This window comes from Rhizobium sp. BT04, assembly GCF_030053135.1.
Lineage (GTDB): Bacteria > Pseudomonadota > Alphaproteobacteria > Rhizobiales > Rhizobiaceae > Rhizobium > Rhizobium binxianense.
In genome coordinates, this window is the sequence record NZ_CP125652.1 from 728,576 (window position 1) to 751,818 (window position 23,243).

Here is a 23,243-nt window from a genome sequence, read left to right on the forward strand (position 1 = left end):
GGTCTTGGATTGCTGGACACGCTCACACCGCGGCCGTGAAGCGGAAGTCGTCGTGATGCAGGCTCGTCATGGTGACATTCTTCAGGGTGATCGAATTGTTAGCATCGTAAGTGATCAGCGTATCCGCACCAGCCTGCGTTGCCGCTGCCATCACTGAGGCAAAATCGCTGAAGAGGGTTGCGCTGATGTCGAGCGCATCGTCACTCGCAGCGCCGGCAGCAAAGTCCGTCAGCGTGTCACGACCAAACCCGGCTTTGAACACGAAGACATCATCGCCTGCGCCACCCGTTAGTGTGTCATTGCCGCGATGGCCTTCCAACCGGTTGCCCCCCGCATCACCGACGAGGATGTCGTTTCCGGTTCCGCCGATCAGCGCTTCGATGGATACCATCGTTTCCGTAGTGCCATCCGACAACGCCTTGCCTTGCTGAAGATCTAGCGTCCAGTTGACCGCCGAATAACTGAAGTCCGCCGTATCGAAGCCGTTGCCGCCATCAAAACTATCAAAGCCGACGCCTCCTGTCAGGCTGTCGTCGCCATTGCCTCCGCGCAAAGCATCGTCACCATCGCCGCCAATGAGAATATCGTTGCCGTCATTGCCGGAGAGCGTGTCGTTGCCAGCGCCGCCATCCAGTCTGTTGTCGGCGGCAGAACCCCGAATTTCGCTGGCGCCGGAACTTCCGATGACGTTCTCGATGTTGAGGATCTGCTCGGTGGTGTTGTCGGCGAAGGTGGCTAGGCCCGCCGCGAGATCGATGACATGACTGGAGGTGTAGTAGGTAAAGTCTAGCGTATCGATCCCGTTGCCGCCATCGAAACTGTCGGCGCCCAAATTGCCGATCAGCAAATCGTTGCCGTCTCCGGCCAGATGAATATCGTCGCCATTGCCGCCGTTGAGGGTGTCGTTTCCTGCGCCCCCATAAAGCGTGTCATTGCCGGTCGTGCCAGTCAGCGTATCGTTGCCGGAAGTGCCGTAGATCGCGACAAGGCCCTTCAATGCCGTATCGAGACTACCGGTAGCGCCGCCAAGGATCTCTCCATCCTTGAAGACGATCGATTCCACACCTCCAGCGAGACTGAACTGGTTCCGGAGAGTGATGGCTTCACCGGTTGCGAGAACCCGAACAATGGCGTCATTGATAGCCGAACCGGTAGTCTCGAATCGAACCTCGCTCCTCAGAAGATCGTTAAGCCGCAGGATGTCGCTGTCCGTTCCAGACGTCTGCTCATCAATGATGTCATTACCATTGCCGACCAGATAGACATAGGTGTCGCTGCCCGCCAACCCCATAAGCGTGTCATTGCCAAGCCCAGCCCGGATCTCGTCAACCCCGGAAGAGCCCGTGATCGTCTCATTCCCCGAAGTGCCGCCAACGTAGGCGATCTTCGCCCTGACATCGTTCAGCGACCAAGTCGTGCCATCACCGAAGACGAACTGCTCGACGCCCTCGCCGGACGAATTGTCGAGCGTTGCCCTGACGAGCACCGACCCGCCATCGCCCGCCCCCGGCGCGCTTTCGGCGATCACGAAGGTGACGTCGTTGCCATTGCGCACCAGCGTCACATCGCCGGGGTTGATCCCGTTGAACACCAGCTTGTCGGTGTCACCATAAACAGGGTCGATGATCGTGTCGGCGCCGTCGCCGCGGCCGTAGTAATAGGTGTCGTTGTGCTCGCCACCGTTGAGCGTGTCGTTGCCGGTGCCGCCGGTGATCAGGTCATTGCCGTCAGCGGCAGTGATCGTGTCATTGCCGGCGCCGCCATTGATGATGTCGCTTGAGGCAAAGCCGGTGATCACGTCGTTGCCGGACGTCGACGCCTGGGCGAGGATCTTCACCCTGACATCGTTCAGCGACCACGTCGTGCCATCGCCGAAGACGAACTGCTCGACGCCCTCGCCGGACGAATTGTCGAGCGTTGCCCTGACGAGCACCGACCCGCCATCGCCCGCCCCCGGCGCGCTTTCGGCGATCACGAAGGTGACGTCGTTGCCATTGCGCACCAGCGTCACATCGCCGGGGTTGATCCCGTTGAACACCAGCTTGTCGGTGTCACCATAAACAGGGTCGATGATCGTGTCGGCGCCGTCGCCGCGGCCGTAGTAATAGGTGTCGTTGTGCTCGCCACCGTTGAGCGTGTCGTTGCCGGTGCCGCCGGTGATCAGGTCATTGCCGTCAGCGGCAGTGATCGTGTCATTGCCGGCGCCGCCATTGATGATGTCGCTTGAGGCAAAGCCGGTGATCACGTCGTTGCCGGACGTCGACGCCTGGGCGAGGATCTTCACCCTGACATCGTTCAGCGACCACGTCGTGCCATCGCCGAAGACGAACTGCTCGACGCCCTCGCCGGACGAATTGTCGAGCGTTGCCTTGACGAGCACCGACCCGCCATCGCCCGCCCCCGGCGCGCTTTCGGCGATCACGAAGGTGACGTCGTTGCCATTGCGCACCAGCGTCACATCGCCGGGGTTGATCCCGTTGAACACCAGCTTGTCGGTGTCACCATAAACAGGGTCGATGATCGTGTCGGCGCCGTCGCCGCGGCCGTAGTAATAGGTGTCGTTGTGCTCGCCACCGTTGAGCGTGTCGTTGCCGGTGCCGCCGGTGATCAGGTCATTGCCGTCAGCGGCAGTGATCGTGTCATTGCCGGCACCGCCATTGATGATGTCGTTAGCGCTCGAGCCATTGATAACATCATCTCCCATCGTGCTTGCAAAATTAATTAGGAGGCTACGCACCGTTGAGATTGTCCAAGTCGTGCCATCGCCGAAGACGAACTGCTCGACGCCCTCGCCGGACGAATTGTCGAGCGTTGCCCTGACGAGCACCGACCCGCCATCGCCCGCCCCCGGCGCGCTTTCGGCGATCACGAAGGTGACGTCGTTGCCATTGCGCACCAGCGTCACATCGCCGGGGTTGATCCCGTTGAACACCAGCTTGTCGGTGTCACCATAAACAGGGTCGATGATCGTGTCGGCGCCGTCGCCGCGGCCGTAGTAATAGGTGTCGTTGTGCTCGCCACCGTTGAGCGTGTCGTTGCCGGTGCCGCCGGTGATCAGGTCATTGCCGTCAGCGGCAGTGATCGTGTCATTGCCGGCGCCGCCATTGATGATGTCGCTTGAGGCAAAGCCGGTGATCACGTCGTTGCCGGACGTCGACGCCTGGGCGAGGATCTTCGCCCTGACATCGTTCAGCGACCACGTCGTGCCATCGCCGAAGACGAACTGCTCGACGCCCTCGCCGGACGAATTGTCGAGCGTTGCCCTGACGAGCACCGACCCGCCATCGCCCGCCCCCGGCGCGCTTTCGGCGATCACGAAGGTGACGTCGTTGCCATTGCGCACCAGCGTCACATCGCCGGGGTTGATCCCGTTGAACACCAGCTTGTCGGTGTCACCATAAACAGGGTCGATGATCGTGTCGGCGCCGTCGCCGCGGCCGTAGTAATAGGTGTCGTTGTGCTCGCCACCGTTGAGCGTGTCGTTGCCGGTGCCGCCGGTGATCAGGTCATTGCCGTCAGCGGCAGTGATCGTGTCATTGCCGGCGCCGCCATTGATGATGTCGCTTGAGGCAAAGCCGGTGATCACGTCGTTGCCGGACGTCGACGCCTGGGCGAGGATCTTCACCCTGACATCGTTCAGCGACCACGTCGTGCCATCGCCGAAGACGAACTGCTCGACGCCCTCGCCGGACGAATTGTCGAGCGTTGCCCTGACGAGCACCGACCCGCCATCGCCCGCCCCCGGCGCGCTTTCGGCGATCACGAAGGTGACGTCGTTGCCATTGCGCACCAGCGTCACATCGCCGGGGTTGATCCCGTTGAACACCAGCTTGTCGGTGTCACCATAAACAGGGTCGATGATCGTGTCGGCGCCGTCGCCGCGGCCGTAGTAATAGGTGTCGTTGTGCTCGCCACCGTTGAGCGTGTCGTTGCCGGTGCCGCCGGTGATCAGGTCATTGCCGTCAGCGGCAGTGATCGTGTCATTGCCGGCACCGCCATTGATGATGTCGGCCACATTGAAGCCGGTGATCACATCGTTGCCCGAGGTCGATGCCTGTGCCAGCAGCGCCACCCGGATCGTGTCGCGCGTCCAAATCGTGCCGTTGTCGAAGACAACCTTCTCGATACCGTTCTGATAGTAATCATCGAGATTGGACTTGAGCAGGATAGTACCGCCGTCGCCCGCACCCACCACGCTCTCGGCGATAACCAGCGTCACGTCGTTGCCGTTGCGCTGCAGCGTCACATCGGCGGGATTGATGCCGGTAAGCACCAGTCGGTCGTCGGTGCTGTAATCGTCGGCATCCGTGATCGTGTCATTGCCGTCGCCGCGGGCATAGATATAGGTATCGTTGCCACTTGCGCCCAAGAGGATGTCATCACCGGCTCGTCCACGAAGGATGTCGTCCGTATTGAAGTCGGTTATCGAGTCGTTACCCGCGGTACCTGCTTGATCAAGCACTGCGCGACGGATGTCGGCCCGGGTCCAAACGGTGCCGTCGCCAAAGGTTACCCTTTCAACACCCCGATTATAATATTCGTTTAGGCTATCTTTGAGGAGCACCGACCCACCGTCGCTCGCCCCTGTTGTGCTCTCAGCGACAACAATCGTTACGTCATTTCCGTTGCGAACCAACGTGACTTGGTTAGCGGCAACCCCAATTAAGGCAAGGCGATCGAGCGAACCTTCCGACGGCGCTTCTTTGATCACATCATGACCCGCACCACGACCCCACAAGTAGATATCGTTACCGGCACCGCCCTGAAGCAAGTCCATTCCGGAGCCGCTGAGCAAGATATCCGCGGTCGATGAACCTGACACTGTCTGACCGTCAGCCTGAGGAATGGAAATGCTCAGATTCGCAAGGATTCGATCGATGCTCCATGTCGAGCCGTCCGCAAACGTAACATGATCGACACCGCTTGATATCGACGCAAACTGGTTTGCAACGGTGATCGTATTGCCGTCCGGCAGCACTGTTATCAAAAGATCGAGACCGGAATAATGAAATGCTACGTTGTCAGACAAAACATCCGTGAAAAGAAGCGCAGTGTTTGTCGTATCCGTCCCCGAGAGATGCAGCGTATCACTGCCATCACCCCGGCTATAAACAATGACGCTACCTTGATCACTGTCGGCAAATACACCGTCGTCACCAGCGCCAAGCTTGAATATTGTCTTTTGTTGAATCGGCGTTCCGGCGGTGCCGACCATGTCGGCCGACGCTGACCCATAATTCCAATCCACCTTAAGATCAGCAAAGATGGGCGAAATCTTCGCCCAGATGGCGCTCTCGTCTGCCGGGTGAGACTGGATGAAGGAGAGTGTACTCGATGCCAGGTCTTCGGCATCGATCACCAACCGGTCCGTTCCTCGATCGTATTCAGTGCCGCCGAAGATCGAAAAAGGATTTGACATGGTGTCGTCTAAGTCGACGCCATTCAGAAACTGGGCGACATTGATTTGGGTAACAAATCGCACCTCGAACATCTTGACGATGTCTCGATACAGAGGCTCCCAGGTATTCGGTCCGGTACGGTTCGTCGGATCAAGGGCGTATTCGGGATTCAGCGTTTCGTCGACACCATAGAACGCCAAAGCGACTTCCAGATGCCGCGCGTCGACGTAGGGACCGCGGCTGGACGGATCGACATTTTCAACCCCAGCCCATTTGAAGATGATATTCTCAAACGCCTGATCAAATTCCCCGGCGCTCATGGTGGCAGAATTGAGGATGAGTGCTTTAACGGAATCCAACAAATCCTGGTTCAGCGTCATCGCCGCCCACAAATCGGGCAAATGTCCATAGCCAATCAACTCAGGCAGTTTCATTGCCGCTTCGGAGTATGCAAATCCCTCTGGCAGAATGAACTTCGTTACCTGTGTGTTCGTAGCGAAATTAACTTCGGAAATCGTATTGGTATGTGTCTGGCCATCAACAACCCGCACAAAAGTCGCAGATGCAACGACAGTGTTGCCGTTATTCGCTTTATTTACTAACGTTTGGGCAAGCGAGATCGAAACAATGCCAAGCTCGGTCAAGGTGTGGAGTTCGCCGCCGCTGGATGACGCATCGCCGTTGTCCACCCAAACCCTTAAATTGGCAAACGCACTGTCGCTGGCATCAATAATGCCGTCGCCGTTCTCGTCGAGCGCTGCCAGATCAGCAAAAGCGTTTCCGCTTTGAGCGCCAAGGACATTCCCAGCTCGGATCGTCGAACTCCCGTCAGCGGGAGCCGTGACCAGCATCCCATCCCCGGCACCCATCCAACCGGTCTGCGTCGCGAAACCGCTGCCGGTAAAATCAAAATGAGCCGTTGAACCAGAAAGCGAGGTTAGCGAAACTCCCAAACCATCCAGATCGAGTATAAGAGGATCACGAAGCGTTGGAAGATGCGGCATTCCCTCCGGGAGGGTCAACGCATCGCTAAGCGGATCGAGTACATGTGAGGCGAACCAATCTAGCCCCTCCGCCATTTTATGAAAAAGGTTGCCAATCTGCTTTGCTAAAGGGCCGCCGAAAGGGCCAAGAAGTTTGCCCGCCCCCTCAGAGATATCTCCTGCGCCGTCGTATATCTTGGCTAGGCCATGCATACCTTTTTGGTCGACGCCATCTTGGATGTTCTCGCTCCCATCCAATATATCATCCAATGCGTCGCTCGCGTCATTTGCTTTTTTAAGAAGATCGTTGAGAGCCTTAGTTGCCTCCGGCGAGCGCGTAGACGCAGCATCACCTAACGTACCACCTGGCGTACCATCAGCTTTCGTCGGATCAACCTCCTTTTCCAGTAGCCCTCGAAGCTTCCCGAAGGCTTCGCGCCCTTCCTTGACACCTGGCACTTGGTTCATGCCGTACTTGACAATACCCCCAGCAACGTCGCCCATAAATATCTCCACATAAAATAGTAATTTTTGTTATGTGCAATTTAAGAGAAGAGCAATGACAATTGTTACTACGGTACGCAATGCCTGCTTTGTTGCGATAAAAATACAACTTATTAGGAATTTTGAATAGGGGACATGGGTTATGTTCGCGCCGGGCAGAGGGTAAATCCTTTGAAACTTGTCCAAATTTTATTAACGTCATCCGGCACCCTCCCGGTCGCTTTCTTGTAGTAGGCCAATTGTGCCTCGGTGAGAGGGTGCCTCATGCGCGATTCAAGCCTTACGACGTCCTCGGCAGCCGTCGGCGTCAGAACCCATTGGAAAATTGTCGGCTCAATTCCAAACTCTAAAATTACAGATTTTTCGTCCTTGCGCACCGTAACGCCGTCGGCAAGTTTGCGAACTCCTTTACCTTCCTCTACGAGGACCAGGGCGTCACGATCCAGCTTGTAAAACAAACCGTTGCACTCTTCACCTAAGGGGTGGAGTTCCGAAACCTCGATCTGATGAATCAGATCGGACTTGGATTCGCAACCTGACACCAAAATGCAGCCCACGACTGCCACAAGTCCAGCGATCATTCTCATGAACTTTCCTTCACAATTACAAGGTCGCAGCTGAGCCGGACTGTGGGCTACTTGCGTGCCTCTAAACATGACAGGAGGCCAACCCAATTTCGAGGGTTCGTGATTCTTGAAAATCGACATTCGTTCAATTTAAAACTCTGCCAGTCCTCTAAGGGTGTAGCCTCTCGAATAGCGGCGTATAGCAACCCAATTCAACCCGTCCAAGGCTAAGATCGCGAAGAACGAAATCATAACACCAGCGGCGTAGGCGTTGGAGCGGGCTTGCCCTATCAGAGGCAGCGCAACCCATAATGCGCAACTGATCTGCACCAACACAAATATTGAAAATAAAACAAAGAATAGATTTAGAATTCTTAGATCTAAAACCACAATGTCGAATGCGTAAAATCCAACGACTGCTGTTCCACACAACCAGAATAGCAATGCGATAGCATCTACCACGCCGAGCGGATCATTCCCTGCCACACAATCGAATATGCCCCAGATGCACGAAATCGCACTGCATATAGCGAAAATCTTCCAGCCCATGATTTTCTCCTTCAACCTAAAAATACACATCAAGGTTGAAACAATTCTCGCGGCGAAAGCTAAAATTTTAGCGTATCGACGACCGCAAGCACGCGGCCTTCGGCATTTCAGTGAGGACGTCCGCCATCGAAGCTGCGTTTGCTCAGCATCTGCGATTTCACGGAACTGACGAAGAACCGTAACAACTCCGTCAAACAACCGGCGCATGACACGGTCGGCGCGCCTTCCCCTTGAGGGAGTGGCGGCGCCGGTTCGACCGTTTTCAACCCCTTGCCGGATATTTGTCATGACCAAGCGTTTTCTCGCGACTGCCGCTTTCGTTCTCCTGTCCAGCACCGTCACCGTCAGCGCCACCGAAATCGGCGCCACGTTCGAGACCGCCTGCCCTTTCGGCGATTGCGCCGCCGGCATTTCGCTCTCTTACCTCGGTGAATTCGTCATCCCCACCGGGCACATGGAAAACGGCGTCGAATTCGGCGGCATATCAGGCCTCGATTTCGATGCCGCCACCGGCCACTATATCGCGATCAGCGACGACCGCTCGGAAAGGGCTCCGGCCCGCTTTTATGAACTCGACATCGATGTCGATGCTTCGGGAATAAAGGGCGTTTCGATCGTCAAGCAGGTCACGCTGAAGGACAAGAACGGTGAGCCTTTCGCCGCAAAAACGGTCGATCCGGAATCGATCCGCCTCGGCAAGGACGGCATCTACTGGGGCAGCGAAGGCGACGCCAAGGTGCTGCTGCCGCCCTTCATCCGCGTTGCCGGGCCGGACGGGTCCTTCATCCGTGAATTCAAGCTGCCGCAAGGCTTTGCGCCGACCGCCGACAAGTCGACCGGCATCCGCGACAATCTCGCCTTCGAGGACCTCGCCGTCGCGCCCTCGGGTGATGTTTTCGTCGGCGTCGAAGCGGCGCTCTATCAGGATGGCCCGAAGCCGTCGCTGGCGACGGGCGGCCTGTCGCGCATCATCCGTTATGATGGCGCGACCGGCGAGCCGAAGGCGCAGTATGTCTACCCGGTCTCGCCGATCCCGCAGGCCGCCGCCAAGGCCGACGGCGGCAATGATAACGGCATGTCGGAGATGCTTGCGCTTGACGATCACCGCCTGCTCGCCGTCGAGCGCAGCTACGCCGAAGGCTTCGGCAATAACGTCAAGATCATGATGATAGATCTCGCAGATGCGACCGACATATCCGTCATCGCCTCACTCGCCAAGAACGACCAGCGCGTCGTCCCCGCCCGCAAGAGCCAGATCCTCGATGTGAGAGCGATCGGCCTCGTCCCCGACAATATCGAGGCCATGTCGTTCGGCAGGGCCAAGGACGGCAGCGACGTTCTCATCCTTGGCTCCGACAACAACTTCTCGCCCGCTCAGAAGACGCAGTTCTACGCCTTCAAGATTCTCAGCCGTCCGCAATCGTAAGATGCTGCATCTGACGGTCGAATAGCGACGCTTTGTATACGCTTTCGGGCTATGCACCTTGAAACCGCGGGGGTGATGGCCCATAACCAGAGTACAAGAAAAAGAAGAGGCGCGCGTGGGTGTATTCGACCGTCAGAAAAGCAATCATGAACCGCGATGGCTCGGATCGTCGGCGCAAACGCGCACGCCGCTGATTCCCTCCATCTCGGCGGCGCGCTGGCTGCTGGTCCTGATCGTTGCGGCCGGCGTCTATTTCTTCTACGGCTTCCTCGTGCCGGTGCTCGCCGCTCTCGTCATCGGCTTTGCCAGCTGGCCGCTCTACCGCCAGCTTCTTGCCCGGGTCGGCGGCAATACGACGATCGCCGCGACCGTCGCCATCCTCATGATCATCACCTTCCTGGTCATCCCGATCGGGCTTGCGATCACCTATACGACGGGCGAAGTGCGCAACTGGGTTGCCTGGGCAATCCACGCCAACCGCGCCGGCGCCCCGACGCCCGACTGGATCGTCGCCCTGCCTTGGGCAGGCGCCTATCTCGATGAAGTCTGGACAAAATATATCGGCAGCCCCGGCGCTCTCGGCGAAGTCATCCAGGCGGTCAGCGGCGCCAATATCGGCAATATCTACCGTGCCGTGCTTGCGGCCGGCGGCGGCGCCTTCCACCTGCTGCTGACGCTGCTCTTCATGCTGATCGCGCTGTTCTTCGTCTATCGCGACGGCTTCTCCTTCTCCAAGCAGATCGACATGCTCGGAGAGCGCATCCTGCCGAACCGCTGGGAGCGTATTTCCCGCGTCGTGCCGGCGACGATCAGCTCCACCGTCATGGGCATGACGCTGATCGCCATCGGCGAAGGCATCGTGCTCGGGGTCGCCTACTGGATCGCCGGCGTGCCCTCGCCTGTCACCCTCGGCGTGCTCACAGGCGTGATGGCGCTGATCCCGGGCGGCGCGCCGCTCTCCTTCACGCTGGTCTCCGTTTATCTGCTGGCCAGCGGCTCGCATGTCGCCGGCATCGGTCTTTTCGTCTGGGGTACGGTCGAACTCTTCATCGTCGATAAGACGCTGCGGCCGAAGCTCGTCGGCGGGCCGATCAAGCTGCCCTTCCTGCCGACTTTTTTCGGCCTCGTCGGCGGCGTCAAGACGATGGGTTTCCTCGGCCTCTTCATCGGCCCGGTGCTGATGGCGCTGATCGTCGCCATCTGGCGCGAATGGATCCACGAAGCCCGCAACGCCGACAAGAGCGAGACGGGACCGCAGGTACTTATCGACGAACTGGCACCGCCGACCGTCCCCGGACCACCGAAAACGATCCCGCGCGTTGCCGAAGGCTGAACCGGCCTTCGCGGATCGTCACCCCAGCCGCTTTTCCATGAACAGGCTCAGCGGATCCGGCAGATAAGCGCCGAAGGGCTCGATGTCCTGGTAACCGTATTTGCGGTAGAGAGCGATCGCCTCGGGCTGGTAGATGCCGGTTTCGAGCCGGATCGCCGTCAGCCGCTTTTCCCTGGCGATCGCTTCGAGCGCATTCATCAGGCCGCTGGCGATCCTCAGCCCCCTTGCCTCGGGATCGACGAACATCCGCTTGATCTCAGCCGTGCCGTCGCCGGCTTCGACCAGCGCGCAACAGCCGACGATCGTGCCGTCGTTGCGGGCAACCAAGAAGCTCACCGAAGGTTTCTCCAGCACGGAGAGGTCGACCAGATGGTTGCTTTCCGCGGGATAGAGCGACTGCGCATAGGCGTCGGAAAGATCGAGAAGGCGGATGACGCCGTCCTGGCGCGGCGGCTCCTGGGCGATGATGACGGACATGATGATTCCCAATGCTTGCGAAAGGCGCAAATTTTTCCCGAGGTGACGAAGAGTTAATGCCTTCGCCTTCTTTCGGTTGGAATTGCGCCGTCTAAGGCGATGTCAGGTTCCATAGCCAAGGAGACAGAATATGCAAGCGGTGCTCATCGCCATGACCATTCTCGGTTGCGACGATTCCATCAGCCAGTGCAGCTATGTCGCGACGGTCGATAAGCGCTGGGAAACCGTTGCCGCTTGTGACGCCGAAGCCGAACGTCAGCTAAAAACCTATGCCAATGTCAGCTATCCCTCGGTGATTGCGGTGTGCGAGGCGCCGAAGGCCCTCGCTGCCGCCGAGCCGCCGAAGCCGGCGCCTGCTCCCCCGGCTGTCGCTGAAGTGGCCGAACAGCGCCCGCAGGGGCTGCTTGGTTTCGCCGACGACATTGCCCAGCAGGTGCGCGACCATCTGCCCTCCGGCAGGAGCGTCAAGGACACGGTCGCCAAGCCGGTGCATTTCGTCTCCACCAGTTATTCCTGGGTGGTGACGCGGCTCGCCGATTAGGCGGCCGCAAGAGCCGCATAAACGCGGGCCGATTGCCGCTGTTCGGCGACACCAAGCTTTTCCACCATGTCGAGCAGCTCGCCGACGGCACCATGCGCCTCGTGATGGCGGAATTTATCGAGAAGACGGCCGCAGATGGTGCCGGTCATGCTGCCTGGTGCTTTTCTGGCGGCGTCACGCCACAGCATCGTCGCCTCGACGAAGATGACGCTGATGTCCCTCGGCAGGCCGGCGGATTCGTAGAGCGCGCGCACCGCATGCATGCGCCCGGTTGCCAGGATCGAACGCACCCGGCGGTCGCTGCAGCCTGTGAGATCGACAATCGCGCCGGCGAAGAAATCCACCTTGCCGGCGCAGAGCGCGTGCATCAGGAAGGACGGTGTCAGCCGGCCATTGAGGCGTAGATGCTGGACGAGGTCGGGTATTTCACGCGGCGCAATGTCGCCGGCAATCGAGACGATCGCAGCCTCGGTCGCCTCACGGCTGATGCGCTGGAGCCGCTGCAGGCCAATCGCCGCCTGTGCCAGCGGCAGGCCGATCAGCGCATTGCTGACATGCTGGGTCAGCAGCTGGCGGGCATCGGCGGGAAGATCGCTGCGGTCGAGAAGCAGGTTGCGAATATCGCAGCAGTCACCGAGCCGTTCGGCGATGCGTTTCAACGATAGGGTAGAGATTATCGCACCGTCATTCTCGAGCAGGCAGAGCAGTTCCTCTTCGTCGCCAACCTCCGCAAGGGCGGCGGAGACAGGGCGCGTCACATGCGCCCTCGCCGCGATCAGCATGCGGGTGGCACCGTTGCCGCGGGCGGCAAGGTCGACGAGATCGGCATCGCTCAAAAGCGGCGAACAGGTCACCGCGTGGCAGGCGACTTCGGGCTGGTCTTCGGCAAGCGAGAGGATCAGGCTGCGCGGCGCATCCGGTGACCAGGCGATCGCCTCGGCCAGCGCCAGCCGCACGCGCGGCGACGGATCGTCGAGCAGGAAGGTCATCGCCATCTCGGCCGCCGCGCGCTCGTCCGCCGTCATCTCGGATTGCAGATAAGCTCGCCCCAGTGCATTTGCGGCCCGGGCCCGGTCACCGGTCTTGGCGGTTTCGATCCAACGAAGGAAAGCTTCTACGATCACGCGACGCCCCAGCACTTGAACGCGATTCCCTCGCGTTTCATTCAATGCTGCGACGGTAGCGGCAAAAGGTTTAAGATTGGTTCACCATGTTTCTTAAGCCTTTGTGCGCCTTGCTCGTTCACCTCAACCTTGCTGCGGCTTCGGCCGAAACATTTCGAAGACCTCGCTGGCTTCGCTGTAATCCATATAGCCGAGACGCGCGACCGGCCGGGCGAGCGACATGTCGAGGCGGCCGTCCCGGACGATCGCCTCGTCGATGTGAATGCCGACCACTTCGCCGAAGACGAAGACGTTTTCGGACGGTTCGCCCGACAGCGTCTTCGGCTCGATGATCTCGGTGACCTTGCATTCGAGCACCGCGAAAGCCTCGCCGACATAGGGCGCGTCGATCAGTTCGGCCTGCTTCGCAGTCAGGCCGGCGAAATCAAATTCACTGTCGCCATAGGGCAGCGCCGCCGAGGAAAGGTTCATCTTCTCGGCGAGATTGCGGCTGACGAAACTGCAGGTGAAGACGTCGGTTTCGGCCGCATTGCGCTGGCTGTCCTTGCGACCGCTGGAGGAAAACATCACCAGCTTCGGCCGATCGGAAACGGCATTGAAGAAGGAATAGGGCGCCAGATTGATCGAACCGTCCCTGCCCTTGCTGCCGATCCAGCCGATCGGACGCGGCGAGACGATCGCCTTGAAGGGGTCATGCGCGAGCCCGTGCCGATTGCTGCCGGTGGTGTAGAACATCAGTCCTCTCCGCCGACCCAGGTCACGGTGTCGGCAAGCTCCGGCCGCGGCCGCTCGATCGCCGGAAATGTCGTCGAGCCGATATGGATGAAGCCCGCCACCTTTTCATCCGGCCCGACTCCGAGCAGCGGATAGGCGCGTTCGTCATAGGCGAACCACTCCGTCAGCCAGTTGGCGACATAACCGCTGGCATTGGCGGCGAGGATGACGTTGAGGCAGAGCGCGCCGGCCGACATCAGCTGCTCCCACTCCGGGATCTTGATGTGCGGCCCCGCCTTGCTGACGACGGCGACAACCACGGGCGCGCGGGTGAAACGGGCGCGCTCGACCTCGATCATCTCCTCGGAAAGCTCGGGCTTTGCCTCGAGCGCCAACTTCAGAAGCGCCTCGCCGAGATGGGCGCGGTGCTGTCCGCGATAGACGATGAAGCGCCATGGCGCGATCTTGCCGTGATCGGGGACACGCGAGGCAAGCCGCAATATTTCCTCGATCTCGGCCCTCTCGGGGCCTGGTTCGCACATCTGGAAAGCGGGGATGGAGCGGCGCACGGCGAGGTAGTCGATCAGCTTGATATCGGATTTCATGCGGGAGAAACTCTCATTTTTATGCGGCTGCAAAGGCTGGGTCTTGAATTTGCCATCGCGTTGGTCTTGAAGTGGCCTTTGCGATTTCAGAAGTCAATCGGTTCACGAAACAGATGTTTGGCATTTCGCCCTTTGCACGCATCGGCCTTGCCATCGCCCTGATGATACTGACGCCCTTGGGCGCCAGCGCTCAGGATGCCTTCAAGGAATTCAAACAGCTCGACTCAACGTCGAAGATGCCCAAGCTGAATGCTTTCATCGCGCCCGGCGCGGCGCCCGAAGGCGTCAAGCTGCGTGATGTCCCGCTGGAAGCCAAGCTGACCGCGGACGGCACACCGGTCGAGGAAGGCCTCTCCTGGTACGTCTTCAGCCCGATCGCCGGAACCGACGGCAAGCTGCCGCTGATTGCCAGCGCCAAGGGCGGAACCGCCGCCTTCCAGCTCGCTCCCGGCGATTATTTCGTCAACGTCTCCTTCGGCCGCGCCGGCGTCACCAAGAAACTGACCGTGCCCGCTGATGGCGAAGTCGGCAAACAGGTGATGGTGCTCGATGCCGGCGGCCTGCTGCTCAACGCCGTCTCCGGCACCGATGCCCGCATCCGCCCCGATCAGTTGAGCTTCTCGATCTATTCCTCGGAGGTGCGCGACGACGGCGAGCGCGGCCTCGTCGTGGCCGATGTCTCGCCGAACACCGTCGTCCGCCTCAATGCCGGCACCTATCACATCGTTTCCGAATATGGCAGCGTCAACGCCGTCATCCGCGCCGACATCCAGGTCGAAGCCGGCAAGCTGACCGAGGCGACGATCCAGCATCGCGCCGCGCAGGTCACTTTCAAGCTGGTCTCCGATGCCGGCGGCGAGGCGATCGCCGATACGGCATGGTCGATCCTGACGGCGGCCGGCGACAGCGTCGGCGAAAGCGTCAGCGCCTTCCCGACTATGGTTCTTGCCGAAGGCGGATATTCCGCCGTCGCCCGCAACAAGGACAAGATCTACCAGCGCGATTTCACCGTCGTCGCTGGCAGGAATACCGATGTCGAGGTTCTGATGAAGGATCAGCAGCCGCAGCCGCCGGTGAACGACGCGGCCCGCACGGTGCAGCAGGTGCCTGTGGGCACGCCGCCGCCGCCAGGCGTCCAGCCGGCTCCGGTGGCACCGCTCCCCTCTTACGAACAACTCGCCCCGCAGGGCGGCGACGACACCAGCCTCGATTGATTTAGAGTAAGCGGTTTCGGTTTATTTGGAGAAGTGCGCTTCGCCGTCACTGAGAAGACCGCTGGAAAGCCCCTGACGACGCAGATCGGGAACCCTTCAACGCTCGGGATGACGAGTTCCCGTCGTCACAACGACATTGTGATTGTAGATTGGATTTCCGACAGCGCCGAATCCGGCGCTGTCGGAGCCCGGTGGTTTTCAGGCCGCCTTGGCTTTCTTTGCTTCGGCCTTGCGGCGGATGTCGGGAGGCGTCGCCTCGAGGGTAAGGCTCTCGACCGCGGCGTCGAGCCCCATCGAAACCTGGTCCTGGCTGCCGAGGCGCCGGATGTTGACCGTGCGCTCCTCGGCCTCCTTCCTGCCGCAGACGATGATGACGGGAACCTTGGTGACCGAGTGTTCGCGGACCTTGTAGTTGATCTTCTCGTTGCGGAAATCGGTCTCGACGTTGAGACCGGCTTCGCGCAGCGCTTCGGCCACCTCAAGCCCGTAGGCGTCGGCTTCCGAGGTGATCGTTGCTACCACGATCTGCAGCGGCGATACCCAGAGCGGCATGTGGCCGGCGAAGTTCTCGATCAGAATACCGAGGAAGCGCTCCATCGAGCCGCAGATGGCCCGGTGGATCATCACCGGCTGCGTCTTTTCGGAGTTGCTGTCGATGTAGAAGGCGCCGAAACGTTCCGGCAGGTTGAAGTCGACCTGCGTCGTCCCGCACTGCCATTCGCGGCCGATCGCATCCTTCAGCGTATATTCGAACTTCGGCCCGTAGAAGGCGCCCTCGCCCGGCAGGATGCCGGTCTTGATGCGGCCCTCGGATTGCGCCTCGATCGTCTTCAGCACGTCGGTCATGACGGCTTCCGCCCGATCCCAGAGCGCGTCGGAGCCGACACGCTTTTCCGGACGAGTGGAAAGCTTGACGACGATTTCCTTGAAACCGAAGTCTTCATAGACCGACAGGATCAGGTCGTTGATCTTCAGGCACTCGGCGGCCATCTGTTCGTCCGTGCAGAAGATGTGCGCGTCGTCCTGCGTGAAGCCGCGCACGCGCATCAGGCCATGCAGCGCGCCTGAAGGCTCGTAGCGATGCACCAGGCCGAATTCGGCAAGGCGGATCGGCAGTTCGCGATAGGATTTCAGGCCATGCTTGAAGATCTGCACGTGGCCCGGGCAATTCATCGGCTTCAGCGCGAAGACGCGATTATCCGCTTCCTTGTCGTCGGGATGCGTCATCGCATGCGCCGATTTCACGGCGAACATGTTTTCCTGATACCAGCCCCAGTGACCCGAGGTCTCCCAGAGCGAGGTGTCGAGCACCTGCGGCGCGTTGACTTCTTCATAGTCGACGGCAAGCCGGCGGCGCATATAGGCAACGAGCGTCTGGAAGATGCGCCAGCCCTTGCCGTGCCAGAAGACGACACCGGGGCCTTCTTCCTGGAAATGGAACAGGTCCATTTCGCGGCCGAGCTTGCGATGGTCGCGCTTTTCCGCTTCGGCCAGCATATGCAGATAGTTGTCGAGATCAGCTTGATCAGCCCATGCCGTGCCGTAAATGCGCGAGAGCATGGCGTTGTTGCTGTCGCCGCGCCAATAGGCGCCGGCAACCTTCATCAACTTGAAGGCCGTACCGATCTGGCCGGTGGAGGCCATATGCGGGCCGCGGCAGAGATCGAACCAATCGCCCTGATTGTAGATCTTTAGATCCTGCCCTTCGGGAATCGCATCGACGAGCTCGACCTTGTACTGCTCGCCCTTGGCTGCAAAAACCTCCTTGGCCTTCTCGCGCGACCACACCTGCTTGGTGAAAGGCGCATTGCGGGCGATGATCTCCTTCATCTTCTTTTCGATCTTCGGCAGATCGTCGGGCGTGAAGGGCTCGTTCTTGGCGAAGTCGTAATAGAAGCCGTTTTCGATGACCGGGCCGATCGTCACCTGCGTGCCGGGCCAGAGCTCCTGCACCGCTTCGGCCATGACGTGCGCGGCGTCATGGCGGATGAGTTCCAGTGCACGGCCGTCCTTGCGGGTGATGATCTCGATCTTCCCATCGGTGACGGGATCGGAAAGGTCCTGCACGGCGCCGTCAAGCGCAATGGCGACCGCGCTCTTGGCGAGCGACTTGGAAATGGATTCGGCGACATCCCTGCCGGTCGCGCCAGCCTGAAAGCTGCGCACGGAACCATCGGGAAATGTCAGGGAAATAGCGTCAGACATTGAAATTTCTCCTTGTCCAGTCCCGCCAACGAATGCGGGTGGTTGAAATGGAAGCGCCTCCGTTCTTTGGATGCGCCGCCGCCTGATAGCCAGATTTGGTGTGTGAGTAAAGAAGAAGCCGACCTACATGATCATTTCCGCAAGGCCGCACACGGTGTTCCAGTTGCGCATCGTGCCGACGCCGAGCCGCTTGGTCGTCAGCGCCGAAAGCAGTTTGGATTGGCTCGGCTTGCCGGCGAAATCGATCCAGAGATCGCCGCCGACGACGGCGATGCGCTGTCCCTCCGCCATCAGCGGTTTCAGCGCCTCCACCTTCTTCGGGTCGACCGGCAGGCGCATCACTCGGACGATGACCTGGTCACCATCGCCGTCCTTGAAGGGATTGGTGCTGCAAAGCGCCATCCACGTGCAGTCGCTGCGCACGACGATATCGACATGTTTGCCGAACTTTTCTTCAAAGCCCTCTTCCAGCATGACCTCGAGTTCGTGCGGCCGCATATCGTCGGCCTCGAAAACCAGATTGCCGGTGGAAACCAGCGTGCGCGGCTCGCGAAATCCGAGCTCTTCGGCCAGTGTTCGCAAATCCTGCATGATGACGCGGCGATCGGGCGTCAGGACGATGCTGTGCAGAAGGGCGACGAACATGCTCATGACTGCCAGACCTCCTCGGTTGCCCTGGATCCGAGACCACGGTCACCGAATGGTGACCGCACCTTACGCATCGTCGCTGCCCGGCTCTCCGACACGCATGCGTATTCGCAAGGCGTCGTCATGGCGTTTACCCTCTCTTGCGTCCGAGGGAGAGATACCGCCACGGCGTCCACCAGCGGAAGTGTTCGCCGAGTATTTCCGGCACCGGGTCGAGGCCGCTGGTGCCGCCCGGGCCGCAGCGGCCGACGCGAAACAGCGTCATCCAGCCGCCGGCCCACAGGCCGTGGCGGGCGATCGACTCGTAGCCGTATTCGGAACAGGTCGGGATATGCCGGCAGGAATTGCCGACAAAGCCGGAAAGCGTCAGCTGATAGAGGCGGATGACCCCCATGCCGAGCAGGCGGTCCGGGGACTTGCGGAATGGGCCGGTATAATTGCGGGAAGTGCGTGCAGCCTTTTCACGCGGCTTTTCAGGTCCGGCGGCGCCGCCGTCTTCCTCATCGCCTGCCTGCAGGGCGCAGAACTCGCACATGTCAGTTACGCCTCGACAACTTCCGCCCGTTTCGCCTCGATCTGCCCGATCGCATCGACGACGGCGTCGAAGGTCAGCATCGTCGAGGCATGGCGGGCCTTGTAGTCCCGGACCGGCCGGAGATAACGCATGTCTTCGAAACGGCCTTCAGGCCCCGCCCCATCCGCCTTCAGCATGGCAAGCATGTCCTGGCGTGCCTGGCGCAATTCGCCCGATGTGGCGCCGACGACGTGTCGCGCCATGATCGAGGAAGAGGCCTGGCCGAGCGCGCAGGCCTTCACGTCATGAGCAAAACCAGTCACGGTGTCGCCATCCATCTTCAGCCAGATCCGCACCTTCGAGCCGCAGAGCTTGGAATAGGCCTGGGCACTCGCATCGGCATCATCAAGCGTCCCGGTCAACGGAATATTGCCGGCGAATTCGAGGATCTTGCTGTTGTAGATATCGTCCATGTTGGATTTCCGCTCCCAAATCGCTGCGGATCGGCCTCAATAGGGGCTGTTATTGTTGTTGAAACAAAAAACACACCGTGTCATCTGAGGATACTTACATACGATGGCCGTCTTCCTATATGTATGTCGTTCGAAGGCCATAAAAATGCAATGGCCTCGTGTAAGTTTGATTGGGAAACCGTGCCGGACGGGCGTTGAATGCGCCTTGAAAGCCCCGGAGCCTGCCAAAGGTGCATGAATTCCCGCATGGGATTGACCAGTGGCGATTCCGACAGATCGGTCCGCGGTGCGGACCAGGAGACCATTGTTCATGGACGCCATCGTAAAAAACTTTCCGCAGACGACCCGCGACTCCGATCGTCCCTCCCAGCAGGAGGCGGAGGAAGCCGTTCGCGTCCTGTTGCGCTGGGTCGGTGACGACCCGACGCGCGAAGGCCTGCTCGAAACGCCGGCCCGTGTCGTCAAATCCTACCGCGAGCTTTTTTCCGGTTACGACATGGCGGCGGAAGACGTGCTCGGCCGTACCTTCGAGGAGGTCGCCGGCTACGACGACATGGTCCTCGTCAAGGACATCCCGTTCTTCTCGCATTGCGAACACCACATGGTGCCGATCATCGGCAAGGCCCACGTCGCCTACATGCCGGACGGGCGAGTGCTCGGCCTGTCGAAGATTGCCCGTGTGGTCGAGATCTATGGCCGCCGCCTGCAGACGCAGGAAACGATGACCGCGCAGATCGCCCGGGCCATTGACGATACGCTGAATCCGCGCGGCGTCGCTGTGATGATCGAGGCCGAACATATGTGCATGGCGATGCGCGGCGTTCAGAAGCAGGGCTCGACCACGCTGACGACGACGTTTACGGGTACGTTCAAGACCGAGCCGGCCGATCAGGCCCGTTTCATGAGCATGGTGCGGAGCCGCTGATACCGGCTCCCTCAGGAGGGCCGCGATGAACCAACTGATCTTCAATCAACCATCCGAGGACAAGTCGGCGTTGGAAGACGCCGGCGATTTCACGCCGCGTTTCGATGACCGCGGCCTGATCACCGCCATCGTCACCGACGCCGGCGACGGCGAGTTGCTGATGGTGGCGCATATGAATGCTCAGGCGCTGGCGCTGACCATCCAGACCGGCACGGCCCATTATTTCAGCCGTTCGCGCGGCAAGATCTGGAAGAAGGGCGAGACCTCGGGCAATCTCCAGACGGTGAAGGAAATTCGCACCGATTGCGATCAGGACGCCATCTGGCTGAAGGTCGAGGTCGCCGGCCACGACGCCACCTGTCACACCGGCCGTCGCTCCTGCTTCTATCGGACGATCACGCTTCGGGACGGAAAGCCGATGCTGGATATCGTCGACGACGAGCTACATTTCGATCCACAGGATGTCTACGGAAAATAGCCCGAATTTCTCCGGCATTTGCTCCTTATTGCGCCAGAAATCGCTTCTATATACCATTTGGAAACTGATCGGGCACACTATCGGGAACCAAGTGTTCTGCTGGGAGGGGAGAGCGCCATGCTGAGCTGGAGTCTGCATCGTCAAAGCTCTGAAGGCGAAGGTGCTGGTTCCGGCATGTCGACCACCCTCGAGACGATCCCGCCTCCCGCGCCTGTCAAGAAAATCAAGATTGCGCTTGCGCTCGGCGGCGGCGCTGCCCGCGGCTGGGCCCATATAGGCGTGCTGCGTGCGCTCGACGAGGCAAAGATCGAGATCGGCATGATTGCCGGCACCTCGATCGGCGCGCTGGTCGGCGGCTGCTATCTCGCCGGCAAACTCGATGAACTTGAAAGCTTCGCCCGCTCGCTGACGATGCGCCGGATCGCCAGTCTCCTCGATCTCACCATCGGCGGCAGCGGCCTGTTCGGCGGCATGCGGCTGACCAAGCGCATGCAGGAACATCTCGAAGGCCTGAATGTCGAGGATCTCGACCGGCCGTTCGTGGCGGTCGCCGCCGAGGTCAATACCGGTCACGAGGTCTGGATCGCCAATGGTTCGCTGATTACGGCGTTGCGCGCCTCCTATGCCCTTCCCGGCATCTTCGAGCCGGTGCGCAGCAACCATCGCACGCTGGTCGACGGGGCGCTGGTCAATCCGGTGCCCGTCTCCGTCTGCCGCGCCTATGAGCAGCCGCTGGTCGTCGCCGTCAATCTCAACTACGATCTCTACGGCCGCTCGGCCGTCGTCCGGCACAATGCCAGCCTCTCGCCGCAGGAAGTGCAAAAGCAGGAAGAGGCGCCCTATGCCCGTCTCGGCATGACCGGCGTCATGGTGCAGGCCTTCAACATCATCCAGGACAGGATCGCCCGCGCCCGTCTTGCCGGCGACCCGCCCGATATTTCGCTGCAGCCGCGTCTCAGCTATATCGGCCTTTCCGAATTCCACCGGGCCGGCGAGGCGATCGAACGCGGCTACGAGGAAGCCAGAGCCCGGCTCCCCGAGATCAAACGCATGCAGGAAGTCTACGCCACCCACCCCTGATGCCAGCCACCCCTGATACATGCCGTCCAAAGGCGTGTCGTGGTTTTGCGACGACGACGTCGGTCAACCCAAACAGACGAAAACCTCAGCCGGCGATATAGGCCTTGATTTCCTCGGTCTCGCGCTCAACTTCGGCGATGCGCGATTTCACCACGTCGCCGATCGAGATGATGCCGGCAAGCTTACCGTTGCTTTCGACAGGTACGTGCCGGAAACGGCGGCTGGTCATCAGCTCCATCAGCTCGTTGACGGTCGTTTCCTCGTGGCAGCGGTAGACCTTTGCGGTCATAACCTGGGCCAGCGACTGGTCGAGGCCGTCCTTGCCATGTTTGGCGATGGCATGCACGAGATCGCGCTCGGTGAACATTCCGGAAATCCGGTTTTCCATGCCGACGACGACGATGGCGCCGATCTTCTTCTTGCTCAGGATAACGGCCGCCTCGGCGACCGTGGTATTCGGCCCGGCGGTGACGACGTCCCTGCCCTTCAGGTCGAGAATTGCTTTGACTGAACTGGCCATTCGAACCTCCTATGTCCGTGAAACACTTGTCACAGGCATCCGCGGCGGTTTCTCCCCCCAGCGCGGATAGGTCAATCGTGCACTGCCCGGCTCAGGATTGCAACAAATCCTTCTCCGTTCCGGCAGGTTCCGTCACGGGCGGGCGCGGCGCCCGGTCGAACAGCGAAAAGAGGAGGAAGCCGAAGACGAAACCGCCGATATGCGCGTCCCAGGCAATCGCCTGGTCGCTGTCGCCGACGAGCGGAATGCCGATGGCGATCAAGGCGTTGCCGACCAGCCAGAGCAGCATGAAGATGACGACGGTGCGGCTCTTCAGCGCCTCGACGATGGAAAGCCGGGGATTGAGATGGGCCGGCAGCATCGGTCGCCGTTCGGCCGGAAAGGCGAATCGGCAGGCAGCGCCCATCAGCCCGGAGATGACGCCCGACGCACCGATCAGCAGCGTCACATCCCCCCAGTTCAACACCGCGTGCAGGGCGGCGGACGCGACCGCCGAAAAAAGCCAGAAGAGCACGAAACGCAGCGTCCCGATGCGGCGCACGACCGGGGCGCCGAAGGCCATCAGCCAGAAGGCGTTGAAGACGATATGCTGGACGCTGCCGTGCAGCAGAGAATAGGTGACGGGCGTCCAGAACAGCTCCGGCCCTTGTTGCGACAGCGGAATCACATAGCGGGCGGGAACGAAGCCGAAGGTGAAGAGCAGCCAGCTCATCACATCGTCGGAAAGCACGAGTTCCTGCACCGCATAGATGAGAACAAGCAGGCAAAGGCTGAAGAACAGCGCCGGCGGGAGGTTGAAGACCGGCACGCGCGGCGGCTTTGCCGGCGGCTGGACCTCGGGAGGTTCGGGCGCCTTATGCGGCTCGGCCGTCTGCTCATTCATTTCAATATCGCCTCGTTGAGGCCACAGCCATACAGGAGCACCTGTCAAAAAAAAAGCCGTCCGAAGTGCCGGACGGCGTGAC

General features: G+C 60.2%; 20 protein-coding genes. 7 read left to right on the plus strand and 13 right to left on the minus strand.

Annotated elements, in window-relative coordinates; all coding sequences use genetic code 11:
* Positions 1–22 precede the first annotated feature (22 nt).
* The 3 genes from QMO82_RS12130 to QMO82_RS12140 all read right to left on the minus strand — a co-directional run bounded on the left by QMO82_RS12130 (position 23) and on the right by QMO82_RS12140 (position 8,001).
* Positions 23–6,886 (minus strand): calcium-binding protein, encoded by a 6,864-nt coding sequence (locus QMO82_RS12130; RefSeq protein WP_283196644.1) that lies wholly within the window; start codon positions 6,884–6,886, stop codon positions 23–25.
* 140 nt (positions 6,887–7,026) lie between these two features.
* Positions 7,027–7,473: a hypothetical protein gene (locus tag QMO82_RS12135; protein WP_183607275.1), complete on the minus strand. Its 447-nt coding sequence runs from the start codon at positions 7,471–7,473 to the stop codon at positions 7,027–7,029.
* Between the two features lie 129 nt (positions 7,474–7,602).
* The gene (locus QMO82_RS12140) at positions 7,603–8,001 is read right to left on the minus strand and encodes a hypothetical protein (RefSeq protein WP_183607274.1); all 399 of its coding nucleotides are present in this window, start codon (positions 7,999–8,001) and stop codon (positions 7,603–7,605) included.
* 286 nt (positions 8,002–8,287) lie between these two features.
* On the opposite strand from QMO82_RS12140, the gene QMO82_RS12145 reads away from it, so the two are divergent.
* Positions 8,288–9,427, plus strand: coding sequence for an esterase-like activity of phytase family protein (locus QMO82_RS12145; RefSeq protein WP_183607273.1), 1,140 nt, complete (start codon positions 8,288–8,290; stop codon positions 9,425–9,427).
* A 115-nt stretch (positions 9,428–9,542) separates the two neighbouring features.
* A complete protein-coding gene (locus tag QMO82_RS12150; protein ID WP_183607272.1) occupies positions 9,543–10,760 on the plus strand; it encodes an AI-2E family transporter in 1,218 nt (405 codons plus the stop codon).
* Positions 10,761–10,778: 18 nt separating this feature from the next.
* Here QMO82_RS12150 and QMO82_RS12155 read toward each other — a convergent pair whose 3' ends face one another.
* On the minus strand, positions 10,779–11,237 hold the full coding sequence (locus tag QMO82_RS12155; protein ID WP_183607271.1) for a GNAT family N-acetyltransferase: 459 nt from the start codon (positions 11,235–11,237) through the stop codon (positions 10,779–10,781).
* Between the two features lie 130 nt (positions 11,238–11,367).
* Between QMO82_RS12155 and QMO82_RS12160 the strand changes: the two genes are divergently transcribed.
* Positions 11,368–11,778: a hypothetical protein gene (locus QMO82_RS12160; RefSeq protein ID WP_183607270.1), complete on the plus strand. Its 411-nt coding sequence runs from the start codon at positions 11,368–11,370 to the stop codon at positions 11,776–11,778.
* Here the strand turns inward: QMO82_RS12160 and QMO82_RS12165 are convergent.
* The 3 genes from QMO82_RS12165 to QMO82_RS12175 form a co-directional block, all read right to left on the minus strand.
* Positions 11,775–12,917 carry a DUF2336 domain-containing protein gene (locus tag QMO82_RS12165; protein ID WP_183607269.1) on the minus strand — a complete coding sequence of 381 codons (1,143 nt, stop codon included), beginning with the start codon at positions 12,915–12,917 and terminating at the stop codon, positions 11,775–11,777. The genes QMO82_RS12160 and QMO82_RS12165 overlap by 4 nt on opposite strands.
* A 108-nt stretch (positions 12,918–13,025) precedes the next feature.
* Positions 13,026–13,637 (minus strand): flavin reductase family protein, encoded by a 612-nt coding sequence (locus QMO82_RS12170; protein WP_183607268.1) that lies wholly within the window; start codon positions 13,635–13,637, stop codon positions 13,026–13,028.
* Positions 13,637–14,221 (minus strand): nitroreductase, encoded by a 585-nt coding sequence (locus QMO82_RS12175; protein ID WP_183607267.1) that lies wholly within the window; start codon positions 14,219–14,221, stop codon positions 13,637–13,639. The genes QMO82_RS12170 and QMO82_RS12175 overlap by 1 nt, the downstream gene beginning before the upstream one ends.
* A gap of 113 nt (positions 14,222–14,334) precedes the next feature.
* On the opposite strand from QMO82_RS12175, the gene QMO82_RS12180 reads away from it, so the two are divergent.
* Positions 14,335–15,435 carry a hypothetical protein gene (locus QMO82_RS12180; protein ID WP_183610836.1) on the plus strand — a complete coding sequence of 367 codons (1,101 nt, stop codon included), beginning with the start codon at positions 14,335–14,337 and terminating at the stop codon, positions 15,433–15,435.
* A gap of 198 nt (positions 15,436–15,633) precedes the next feature.
* Here the strand turns inward: QMO82_RS12180 and thrS are convergent, their stop codons facing one another.
* From thrS to QMO82_RS12200, 4 genes are all read right to left on the minus strand, one after another.
* Entirely contained in the window at positions 15,634–17,640 is a 2,007-nt protein-coding gene (gene thrS, locus QMO82_RS12185) for a threonine--tRNA ligase (RefSeq protein ID WP_097619681.1), read from the minus strand.
* 123 nt (positions 17,641–17,763) lie between these two features.
* Entirely contained in the window at positions 17,764–18,291 is a 528-nt protein-coding gene (locus tag QMO82_RS12190) for a DUF1697 domain-containing protein (RefSeq protein WP_183607265.1), read from the minus strand.
* A gap of 127 nt (positions 18,292–18,418) precedes the next feature.
* On the minus strand, positions 18,419–18,823 hold the full coding sequence (gene yidD, locus QMO82_RS12195; protein WP_183607264.1) for a membrane protein insertion efficiency factor YidD: 405 nt from the start codon (positions 18,821–18,823) through the stop codon (positions 18,419–18,421).
* Between the two features lie 5 nt (positions 18,824–18,828).
* The gene (locus tag QMO82_RS12200; protein WP_183607263.1) at positions 18,829–19,275 is read right to left on the minus strand and encodes an iron-sulfur cluster assembly scaffold protein; all 447 of its coding nucleotides are present in this window, start codon (positions 19,273–19,275) and stop codon (positions 18,829–18,831) included.
* Positions 19,276–19,585: 310 nt separating this feature from the next.
* Between QMO82_RS12200 and folE the strand changes: the two genes are divergently transcribed.
* From folE to QMO82_RS12215, 3 genes are all read left to right on the plus strand, one after another.
* Positions 19,586–20,200, plus strand: coding sequence for a GTP cyclohydrolase I FolE (folE, locus tag QMO82_RS12205; protein WP_183607262.1), 615 nt, complete (start codon positions 19,586–19,588; stop codon positions 20,198–20,200).
* 25 nt (positions 20,201–20,225) lie between these two features.
* On the plus strand, positions 20,226–20,678 hold the full coding sequence (gene hisI / locus QMO82_RS12210; protein ID WP_097612728.1) for a phosphoribosyl-AMP cyclohydrolase: 453 nt from the start codon (positions 20,226–20,228) through the stop codon (positions 20,676–20,678).
* Positions 20,679–20,795: 117 nt separating this feature from the next.
* Entirely contained in the window at positions 20,796–21,758 is a 963-nt protein-coding gene (locus QMO82_RS12215) for a patatin-like phospholipase family protein (RefSeq protein WP_183607261.1), read from the plus strand.
* 85 nt (positions 21,759–21,843) lie between these two features.
* Here the strand turns inward: QMO82_RS12215 and QMO82_RS12220 are convergent, their stop codons facing one another.
* Positions 21,844–22,278 (minus strand): CBS domain-containing protein, encoded by a 435-nt coding sequence (locus tag QMO82_RS12220; protein WP_183607260.1) that lies wholly within the window; start codon positions 22,276–22,278, stop codon positions 21,844–21,846.
* Between the two features lie 91 nt (positions 22,279–22,369).
* The gene (locus tag QMO82_RS12225) at positions 22,370–23,161 is read right to left on the minus strand and encodes a rhomboid family intramembrane serine protease (protein WP_183607259.1); all 792 of its coding nucleotides are present in this window, start codon (positions 23,159–23,161) and stop codon (positions 22,370–22,372) included.
* Between the last annotated feature and the right edge of the window lie 82 nt (positions 23,162–23,243).

What these genes read in the sequence shown, in the direction of transcription:
- QMO82_RS12190 (WP_183607265.1), bottom strand. Translation starts at nt 18,291, where the DNA reads ATGAGCATGTTCGTCGCCCTTCTGCACAGCATCGTCCTGACGCCCGAT.
- QMO82_RS12140 (WP_183607274.1), bottom strand. Translation starts at nt 8,001, where the DNA reads ATGGGCTGGAAGATTTTCGCTATATGCAGTGCGATTTCGTGCATCTGG.
- QMO82_RS12220 (WP_183607260.1), bottom strand. Translation starts at nt 22,278, where the DNA reads ATGGCCAGTTCAGTCAAAGCAATTCTCGACCTGAAGGGCAGGGACGTC.
- QMO82_RS12135 (WP_183607275.1), bottom strand. Translation starts at nt 7,473, where the DNA reads ATGAGAATGATCGCTGGACTTGTGGCAGTCGTGGGCTGCATTTTGGTG.
- QMO82_RS12130 (WP_283196644.1), bottom strand. Translation starts at nt 6,886, where the DNA reads ATGGGCGACGTTGCTGGGGGTATTGTCAAGTACGGCATGAACCAAGTG.
- QMO82_RS12160 (WP_183607270.1), top strand. Translation starts at nt 11,368, where the DNA reads ATGCAAGCGGTGCTCATCGCCATGACCATTCTCGGTTGCGACGATTCC.
- QMO82_RS12155 (WP_183607271.1), bottom strand. Translation starts at nt 11,237, where the DNA reads ATGTCCGTCATCATCGCCCAGGAGCCGCCGCGCCAGGACGGCGTCATC.
- yidD (WP_183607264.1), bottom strand. Translation starts at nt 18,823, where the DNA reads ATGTGCGAGTTCTGCGCCCTGCAGGCAGGCGATGAGGAAGACGGCGGC.
- QMO82_RS12170 (WP_183607268.1), bottom strand. Translation starts at nt 13,637, where the DNA reads ATGTTCTACACCACCGGCAGCAATCGGCACGGGCTCGCGCATGACCCC.
- QMO82_RS12175 (WP_183607267.1), bottom strand. Translation starts at nt 14,221, where the DNA reads ATGAAATCCGATATCAAGCTGATCGACTACCTCGCCGTGCGCCGCTCC.
- QMO82_RS12215 (WP_183607261.1), top strand. Translation starts at nt 20,796, where the DNA reads ATGCTGAGCTGGAGTCTGCATCGTCAAAGCTCTGAAGGCGAAGGTGCT.
- QMO82_RS12180 (WP_183610836.1), top strand. Translation starts at nt 14,335, where the DNA reads ATGTTTGGCATTTCGCCCTTTGCACGCATCGGCCTTGCCATCGCCCTG.
- thrS (WP_097619681.1), bottom strand. Translation starts at nt 17,640, where the DNA reads ATGTCTGACGCTATTTCCCTGACATTTCCCGATGGTTCCGTGCGCAGC.
- QMO82_RS12225 (WP_183607259.1), bottom strand. Translation starts at nt 23,161, where the DNA reads ATGAATGAGCAGACGGCCGAGCCGCATAAGGCGCCCGAACCTCCCGAG.
- folE (WP_183607262.1), top strand. Translation starts at nt 19,586, where the DNA reads ATGGACGCCATCGTAAAAAACTTTCCGCAGACGACCCGCGACTCCGAT.
- hisI (WP_097612728.1), top strand. Translation starts at nt 20,226, where the DNA reads ATGAACCAACTGATCTTCAATCAACCATCCGAGGACAAGTCGGCGTTG.
- QMO82_RS12200 (WP_183607263.1), bottom strand. Translation starts at nt 19,275, where the DNA reads ATGGACGATATCTACAACAGCAAGATCCTCGAATTCGCCGGCAATATT.
- QMO82_RS12145 (WP_183607273.1), top strand. Translation starts at nt 8,288, where the DNA reads ATGACCAAGCGTTTTCTCGCGACTGCCGCTTTCGTTCTCCTGTCCAGC.